The sequence below is a fragment of the Actinacidiphila sp. bgisy145 genome, from assembly GCF_057708125.1.
Genome location: NZ_JBYIRL010000089.1, coordinates 1 through 7,286, shown reverse-complemented (window position 1 = coordinate 7,286; position 7,286 = coordinate 1). Strand labels below are relative to the sequence as shown.

Here is a 7,286-nt window from a genome sequence, read left to right as displayed (position 1 = left end):
TATCTGGACGCTCGTCGGCACCGCGACCGGGGTCAGCGTATGGGCCAACGCCCTGCACGCCGTCCGCCTCAACGACCAGGCGCCTTCTGCCGGCGGGTTGCAGCTCGGCGACACGGTCGTCGCCTACCTGTCCACCGTCGCACCGCTGGCCCTGGCCGGAGCTGTCCACCTGTACATCCTCATCGCCCGGGGGCCGGACAACCACGCCGACCGGGCTGACCGAGCCGGTCACGACCGGGCTGGTCAACGGTCACCGCACCCCGGTCACTCCTGCGCCGGTCAGCCGGTCAGCGCGCCGACCGACCCGTCCCGGGTGACCGCCAACCCGCCCACCGCGCCCGCCCGGTCACTGACCCGGGCGGGTGACCGACCGGACGCCACCGCGCCGGTCACCGGTCACCAGGACACCGACGTTCGGGGAAAGCAAGGCGCTGACCTGGGCGGTCAGCCGGTCAGCGGCCCGGCGGTCAGTGGCCGACCGGACGCCACCGAGCCGGTCACCGCCCGCCCGGTCGGCCACCTGCCGGTCACTGACCTGCCGGTCACTCCTGCTCCGGTCAGTGACCGCGAGCCCCGCAGAGCCGGTGACCGGCGTCCTGACCTGGACACCGAGGAGCTTCTGGAGATCGCCCGGTCAGCGGTCAAAGCGCAGGACAAGCTCACCCGGCAGGTCGTCGCTCAGGCCATCCGGGGTCAGCGGATCCCGCTGTCCAGCGACACGCTGACCGCGCTGATGGCCCAGCTCCGCGAACAGCGCGACGAGCCGGTCACCACCTCCCGCGACTGACCGGCCACGCGAGGTCGGGTGACCAGGCCGGACAACCCGGCCGGTCACCCGCCCCCGGACAGCCACCTTCCGACTTCCTCCGACCGACTGGAGAGCACCGTCATGCGCACCAACCCCGCCACCCCGGCCGAGGTGGACACCTGGCTGGCCGTCCTGGTCAGCCAAGGCCACCTCCACTGCGCTGAAGCAGGCCCGGACACCACCTGGGTCGTGCAGAAGGGCCGTCACAGTCGCCCGTGGACGCTGCACCATCCGGTCCTGGCGATGGACTTCATCGAGGACATCCTGCGCGAGGTCCACCAGCAGGAAGCGGAGCCTGGCCGGTGACCGCCAACGACACCTCGCCCACCACCCCGCAACAGGAGCGTGAGGTCACCACGGCCCTCGGGGCAGCAAGTTGTGGGGTAAGGAGTCCTTACCCCGCTCCCGCCCCGGACGGGGCGGAAGCTTCCCGTTCGGCAGCAGGCCCGGGGGTGCCTGCTGCCGAACGGGAGGACGGCCCGGGGGCGCCGTCGAGGGAGGAACAACCGCCGTCGCCACCGCAATCGCGCGCTGCCGTCCGCACAGCGCCGCGCCGTCGACTGCGCCAGAGCAGCCTTCGCCCGCACCGCATCTGCCCCCGATTCAGCGATGACGAGTGGATTGCCGTGCAACAGGCAGCCAGCGCCGCGGACCTCGCCCCCGGCGGCTACACCGCAGCCGCCACCCTCGCCGCTGCAACCAGCCTCAACCCCACCGCAGCGGTCGCGGACTACCGGCGCGGGGTGCAGGAGCTGATGGAGTCCAACCGGCAGCTCGCCGCCGTCGGCAACAACTTGAACCAGGTCGCCCACTTCCTCAACGCCGGAGGGCAGCCCGCCACCGATCTGCGACGGCTCCTGCACCGCATCGACACCGCACTGGCCGGGGTCGACGGCGCGGTGGCGTGGATGGTCCGCCGGTGATCCCCAAGATCCGGTACGGCACCCGCAGCACGTACGGGCTGGTCCGCTACCTGTTCGGCGCTGGCAAACGTGACGAGCACACTGACCAGCACGTGGTTGCGTCCTGGAACGACTACGCCCCCGACCCGGGTCGCAACCCGCAGCACACCATCGCCCAGCTCGCCGGCCAGCTCGACCAGCCCGTCAAAGCGCTCGGGGACCGGGCGCCGGAGAAGACGTTCTGGCACTGCTCGGTGCGCGCCGACCCCGGCGACCGGCGCCTCGAGGATGCCGACTGGGCGGACATCGCCCGCCGCATTGTGCGCGCTGTCGGCATCGCGCCCGAGGGCGACACCGCCGCGTGCCGCTGGGTCGCGGTCCGCCACGCGCAGGACCACATCCACATCGCCGCCACCCTCGTACGGCAGGACGGCCGCCGAGCCGACCTGAAGTTCGACAAGCGCAAGGCCCAGGCCGAAGCCCGGCAGATAGAAAAGGACTACGGCCTGCGCCAGCTCAACCCTGGCGACGGCACCGCCGCCAAAGCCCCCACCAGCCAGGAACGCTTCAAAGCCGAACGCACCGGCCGTGCCGAGGCCCCGCGCGAGACGCTCCGCGAAGCCGTCCGCCAGGCCCTGGCCGGAGCCGCGACCGAAACCGAGTTCTTCACCCGCCTGAAGGACAAGGGCCTACGGGTCAAACCCACCCTGGGCTCGTCCGGCGACGTCCTCGGCTACGCAGTGGCCCTGCCCGGTGACCGCAACGCCAAGGACGAACCCATCTGGTTCGCAGGCTCCACCCTGGCCGCCGACCTCTCCCTGCCCCGCATCCGACTCCGCTTCACCGGCAGTACCCCCGACCAGGACGCCCCGCCGCGAACCGGCGGCGCGCGCACCAACCGGTCGGCGCCCGCCCGGGGACGCCGAGCCGCCACTGGGGTCGCCGAGCGCGCCGTGGCCCTTCTGGACAGTGACGACGACGGCGAGGCCGCAGCCCAGCTCGTCGGGATCGGCGAAGTCCTGGACGCTGTCGCCCAGACCTCCCCGGCCGCCACCCGCGCCGAACTGGTCGCCGCCGCCCGCTCCTTCGAACGCGCCACCCGCAGCCACATCCGCGCCGAACAAGCCGATGCCCGCGCGCTGCGCTCCGCCGCGAGGGGCATCATCCAGGCCGGCGCGGCGCTGGGCCGGGCGAGGACGGCGGCGCCACCGCGATGCTCCTGTCCACCCTGGTCCTGGCCGCCATCACCGCCGCCCGCTGGCACTCCGCCCGCGGACACGCCCAGCAAGCAGCAGCCTCACGCCAGACCGCCCAGCACCTGCGCGCCGCCTACCAACAGGCCGCCGCTTCACCCATGCAGGCCCTGCACGCCCACGGCCGAGCCCTGCCCGAAGGCCAGCGCCGCGGCTATGAGATCACCATCCGCGCGGCACTGCCCCACGATCTCCCCCGCACCGATAGCGAGGCCCAGCACGATGCGCTGGCCGCCACCCTTGCCCAGGCGGAGCACGCCGGCCACGACCCCGAGGCTCTACTCCAACAGGCCGTCGACATGCGTGAACTCGACTCCGCCGAGAACGTGAACGGCGTCCTGGTCTGGCGCCTGCGCCGTCTCGCCGACCTCCCTGCACACCCTGGCCCCATCTCCCCACTCCCGAAGGCCGGCACCGGTCGCACTGCGCCTCCGGCTCGCCGACCTGGTGTCCACCGTGCGCCGCCCTCGGAGCCCCGCCCGGATACTCCGGATCCCCGCAACCGTCCGCCACGCCGCTGACACTCCGGTCCGAAAGGCCCGCATCCGGCCCTGCCGGACCGGCTGAAACCCCCTGGACAACCGGCCCCACCTGCTGTTATGGATGAACAGACAGGCTCACAAACGGAGATGACGCTCGTGCTCAGAACGAACGACCACCGCGCAGAGGCACCTCCCGCCCCGCCTGCTGCCACCGCCGGCGGCGACCCGCTGCTGCAACTCCAGCACGAACTCCAGCCTCCCACCGGCCCCCGCGTCTACCGCTACATCCGCCACCCCCAGGTGCTGGCCCTGCGCGGCATCCCCGTGATGTGCACGGCCTGCCGAGCGCGGCGGGACTGGCTCCTGATCAACGAGGGCCGCAACGTCTTCATCCAGTGCCGCTGCAACAACCGGTGGCACGAAAACGTTGTTGCTACCCCTCGTCGGGGCGATGAGGACACGCCCGGCACACGTCCCGCAGATGCTCACCGGCCGGTTGCTACCCCTCGTCGGGGCGATGAGGCCAGGCGGTCGCCGAGACCGCGGGCCGCCGCCTAGCCGAGGTTGCTACCCCTCGCAGGGGCGATGAGGACAGGACTCCCGGCACTCCTACTCCTTGACCCCGCTGCAGTTGCTACCCCTCGCAGGGGCGATGAGGACGACCCAGGGTGCGCATGGCGCCGGCGTCCAGGCGCAGTTGTTGCTACCCCTCGCAGGGGCGATGAGGACACCCGCCCGGAATGTGCCGGGCGGCCCTTCCAGGATGTTGCTACCCCTCGCAGGGGCGATGAGGACTACGGCGGGGATGTCGCCGCCGGAGACACGCTCGTCCTGTTGCTACCCCTCGCAGGGGCGATGAGGACACGAGCCGCACCTGGAGGGCGGCCACGACCTGTTCGTGTTGCTACCCCTCGCAGGGGCGATGAGGACCACCAAGGCCAAGGTCGAAAGCGCTGTGCGCATGAGGTTGCTACCCCTCGCAGGGGCGATGAGGACGGACCCGTTCGACGAGCTGCTCGGGCGTGCGGGAATGTTGCTACCCCTCGCAGGGGCGATGAGGACACCTGGCTGTGGTGAAGGGCCGGCGGGTGCGCGTGATGTTGCTACCCCTCGCAGGGGCGATGAGGACGTGCGCGGGCGTCCTTGGTGCGCCAGTCGTCAACGTGTTGCTACCCCTCGCAGGGGCGATGAGGACGAGTACGAGACCGCCGCATCCGGCCGCCGCGCGATGTTGCTACCCCTCGCAGGGGCGATGAGGACCCCACGGTAAAGCTGCAGGTCGGGTGGTGGTGAGGGTGCCGTTGTGGCTGGGGTTTTGCAGCGGACCTCCGGTTGTGCGGGTGGGCCCGGTGTGGCGCTGAAACCGTACGGGCGGGCGGCCGTGTGAGCCCGCTGTCAGATGACTTCTCCGGGTTGGTAGGTCTGGTGGTGGTCGTGGTGGATGGAGCGTAGTCCGAGTTGAGGGTCGTATTCGGCGTCGATGGTGTGGATGCGGAGGCGTTTGTTGTAGCGGGTTGAGTGGGTGGCCCAGTGGGGGAGGGGGATGAGGTATTGGTCGGCGTGGAGGCGGCCCTCTTTGCGGTTGTTGGCGGTGGTGAGGGCGGTTTCGTAGCGGGGGACGTCGGTGAGGCGGATTGCCTCTGTTCCTTCGAATTGGGTGTCGAATTCTTCGGCGAGGCGGGAGCGGTCGGCGAAGGGAGCGTTGAAGGTGAGGAAGGCGTTGGTGAATCGGGTGCGGTGGTCTTCGACTTCGGTGCGCCAGCGGGTGCCCCAGGGGCTTTGGTAGATCTCGTTGAGCCAGTGGGTGACGGTTTGCTCGTCGATGGGTTGGCCGTTGTGTCGGGTGAGGATGTTCCAGGCGAGTTGGGTGGGTTCGGCGTCGTAGACGCCGTCGGCCCAGAGTTTGTCGCCGGTGCCTCGGCGGGTGGTGTAGGCGGCTTGGTGGACGATGACGGGGGAGGGTGCTTTGGTGGCGAGGCGGTTGACGCGGCCGAAGCGTTGGAAGAGGGCTTCGAGGTTGGCTGCGGAGGTGTGGCAGATGTCGAGGTCGAGGTCGAGGGAGACTTCCAGGGCTTGGGTGCCGACGAGGAGTCCGGGGCGTCGTGGCCGGCCTGCTCCGAAGCGAGCGGTCAGAGCGGCTTCGATGGTGTCGCGGTCCATGCGGCGGTAGCGGGAGTGCAGCAGGAGCGCGGAGCCTTCTCCGTGGAGTGCGGTGCAGTGGGGTTGGAGTTCTTCGAAGAGGGCGATGGCGTCGCGGATGTTGTTGGCGACGGCGAGGACGGAGTGCCCGGCGGTGAGTTCGCTGCGGATCTCGTCCACGGTGGCGTCGTCGGTGAGGTGGGCTTCGCGGAGGTGGAGGCGGTGGCGTACGGGGGCGGGGGCGTCGGTCGGCGGTTCGATGAGGGTGGTGTGGCCGTCGAGGGTGTCGTGGACGAGGTCGGCGAGGACTTGGGGGAGGGTGGCGGACATGACGGCGATGCGTCCGCCGGTGTCGTGCCAGAACCGCATGGTGGCGAGGATCATGCCGAGGCGCCGGGTGTCGTAGGCGTGGAGTTCGTCGAGGACGAAGACGGAGTTGGCGCTGTCGGTGAGGATGCCTGCGTGGACGGGGCCGGCGAGGAATCCGCGGAGGAGTTGGTAGGGGGTGCCGATGCGGAGGAGTTCGCGGAAGTTCTTGGTTGCTTGGGCGCGGGAGTGGGCTTTGGCGGCGGCGTCGGTGGGCTGGGACAGGTCGAGGCCGGGCTCGTCCTGGTCGTTGGTGGGGCAGCCGTCTTCGAGTGAGCGGGCCAGGTGGTAGGAGGCGGCTTTCGAGTGGGCGACGCCGATGCGGCCGCGGGCTTCGAGTTCGGTTTCGAGCCGTCTGGTCATGGCGTTGATGCTGGCGAGGTACGGCAGCAGGTAGAACACGCGGGGGTTGCCGCGGCCGTGGGCGGCCAGTTCCGTCGTCTGGCGGACCGCCCAGAGGAGGACTGCCTCGGTCTTGCCGCTTCCGGTCCATGAGCGCAGCAGCATGTGGCCGCTGGTGCGGGCGGCTTCCTGCTGTTGGGGGCGGAGCTGGTGGCCGGTTGCCGCGAGCCGGTTGGCCAGTGCGTGGGGGTACGCGGGGGTGAGCGGGTGGGCGGTGTCGAGTGGTGAGTGCGCCGAGGAGAGGTGGTCGGCCATGGTGACGGCGCCGAGCAGCAGGGTGGTGGCGCGTCCGTGGGGCCCGTCGTCGAGAAGGGCGTCCTCCCATTGGTCCATCACGCGGGTGAAGGCGGTGAAGGCGGAGTCGGTGATGTCGGGCATCCGCAGGGTGGTGAGGTCTGCGCGGACTGGGAGGTGGTGTTGCCGGGCGGTGGTGTGCAGCCAGCGCAGGAGGTCGGCGAGGTGGTGTTCGTCGGCGGGGGTGTAGCGGGTGAGGAAGTCGGCGGCGGTGTCGGCGTCGTGCTGGGCCAGCAGGGATCTGGTGCTGCCGGTGAAGGGGCGGTGGTGGCCGGCGACGACCGCTGCGATCCAGGTGCGGGTCGCGGCGGGCAGGTGGTGGAGGAGGTGCTCGACGAATCCGAGGGAGAGTACTTCGTGGCGCTGTCCCCAGTTCTGGGGCTTGTCGGGGGTGTTGCCGACCATGCGCTGGAAGCCGTAGGGGATCTTCCCGGTGTCGTGGAGCAGGGCTGCCAGGGCCGCGCAGGTCCAGAAGTCCTCGGGGGTGTCGGGGACGGTGCCGATCCGGGTGCGGATCTGGTGCAGGGCGCTGAGGGTGCGGAGCAGGTGGCTGGTGAGGAGTTCGCCGGGTTGCCCGGGCTGGGCGGGGCTCTTGGCGCGCAGCGGCTGCACCGTACTCTCCTTGTCGGTCAGTCAGGCA

General features: G+C 70.7%; 4 protein-coding genes, 1 pseudogene and 1 CRISPR repeat array. Of the genes and pseudogenes, 4 read left to right on the top strand and 1 reads right to left on the bottom strand.

The window, feature by feature from the left end:
- The 4 genes and pseudogenes from AC3ERT_RS36290 to AC3ERT_RS36275 form a co-directional block, all read left to right on the top strand.
- Window positions 1-787 (top strand): DUF2637 domain-containing protein (locus AC3ERT_RS36290; protein WP_435179407.1); only part of this gene is annotated, 787 nt, incomplete at its 5' end.
- A 102-nt stretch (window positions 788-889) separates the two neighbouring features.
- The gene (locus AC3ERT_RS36285; RefSeq protein WP_435179404.1) at window positions 890-1,114 is read left to right on the top strand and encodes a hypothetical protein; all 225 of its coding nucleotides are present in this window, start codon (window positions 890-892) and stop codon (window positions 1,112-1,114) included.
- Window positions 1,115-1,434: 320 nt separating this feature from the next.
- Entirely contained in the window at window positions 1,435-1,731 is a 297-nt protein-coding gene (mobC, locus tag AC3ERT_RS36280) for a plasmid mobilization relaxosome protein MobC (protein ID WP_435179401.1), read from the top strand.
- A pseudogene (locus AC3ERT_RS36275) lies at window positions 1,728-3,484 on the top strand (relaxase/mobilization nuclease domain-containing protein). The gene mobC and the pseudogene AC3ERT_RS36275 overlap by 4 nt, the downstream one beginning before the upstream one ends.
- A 390-nt stretch (window positions 3,485-3,874) precedes the next feature.
- Window positions 3,875-4,705: direct repeats of the CRISPR family, unit length 30 nt; unit sequence GTTGCTACCCCTCGCAGGGGCGATGAGGAC.
- Window positions 4,706-4,840: 135 nt separating this feature from the next.
- On the opposite strand, the gene cas3 reads toward AC3ERT_RS36275, so the two are convergent.
- A complete protein-coding gene (cas3, locus tag AC3ERT_RS36270; protein WP_435179399.1) occupies window positions 4,841-7,258 on the bottom strand; it encodes a CRISPR-associated helicase Cas3' in 2,418 nt (805 codons plus the stop codon).
- Window positions 7,259-7,286 lie beyond the last annotated feature (28 nt).

What these genes read in the sequence shown, in the direction of transcription:
- AC3ERT_RS36285 (WP_435179404.1), top strand. Translation starts at nt 890, where the DNA reads ATGCGCACCAACCCCGCCACCCCGGCCGAGGTGGACACCTGGCTGGCC.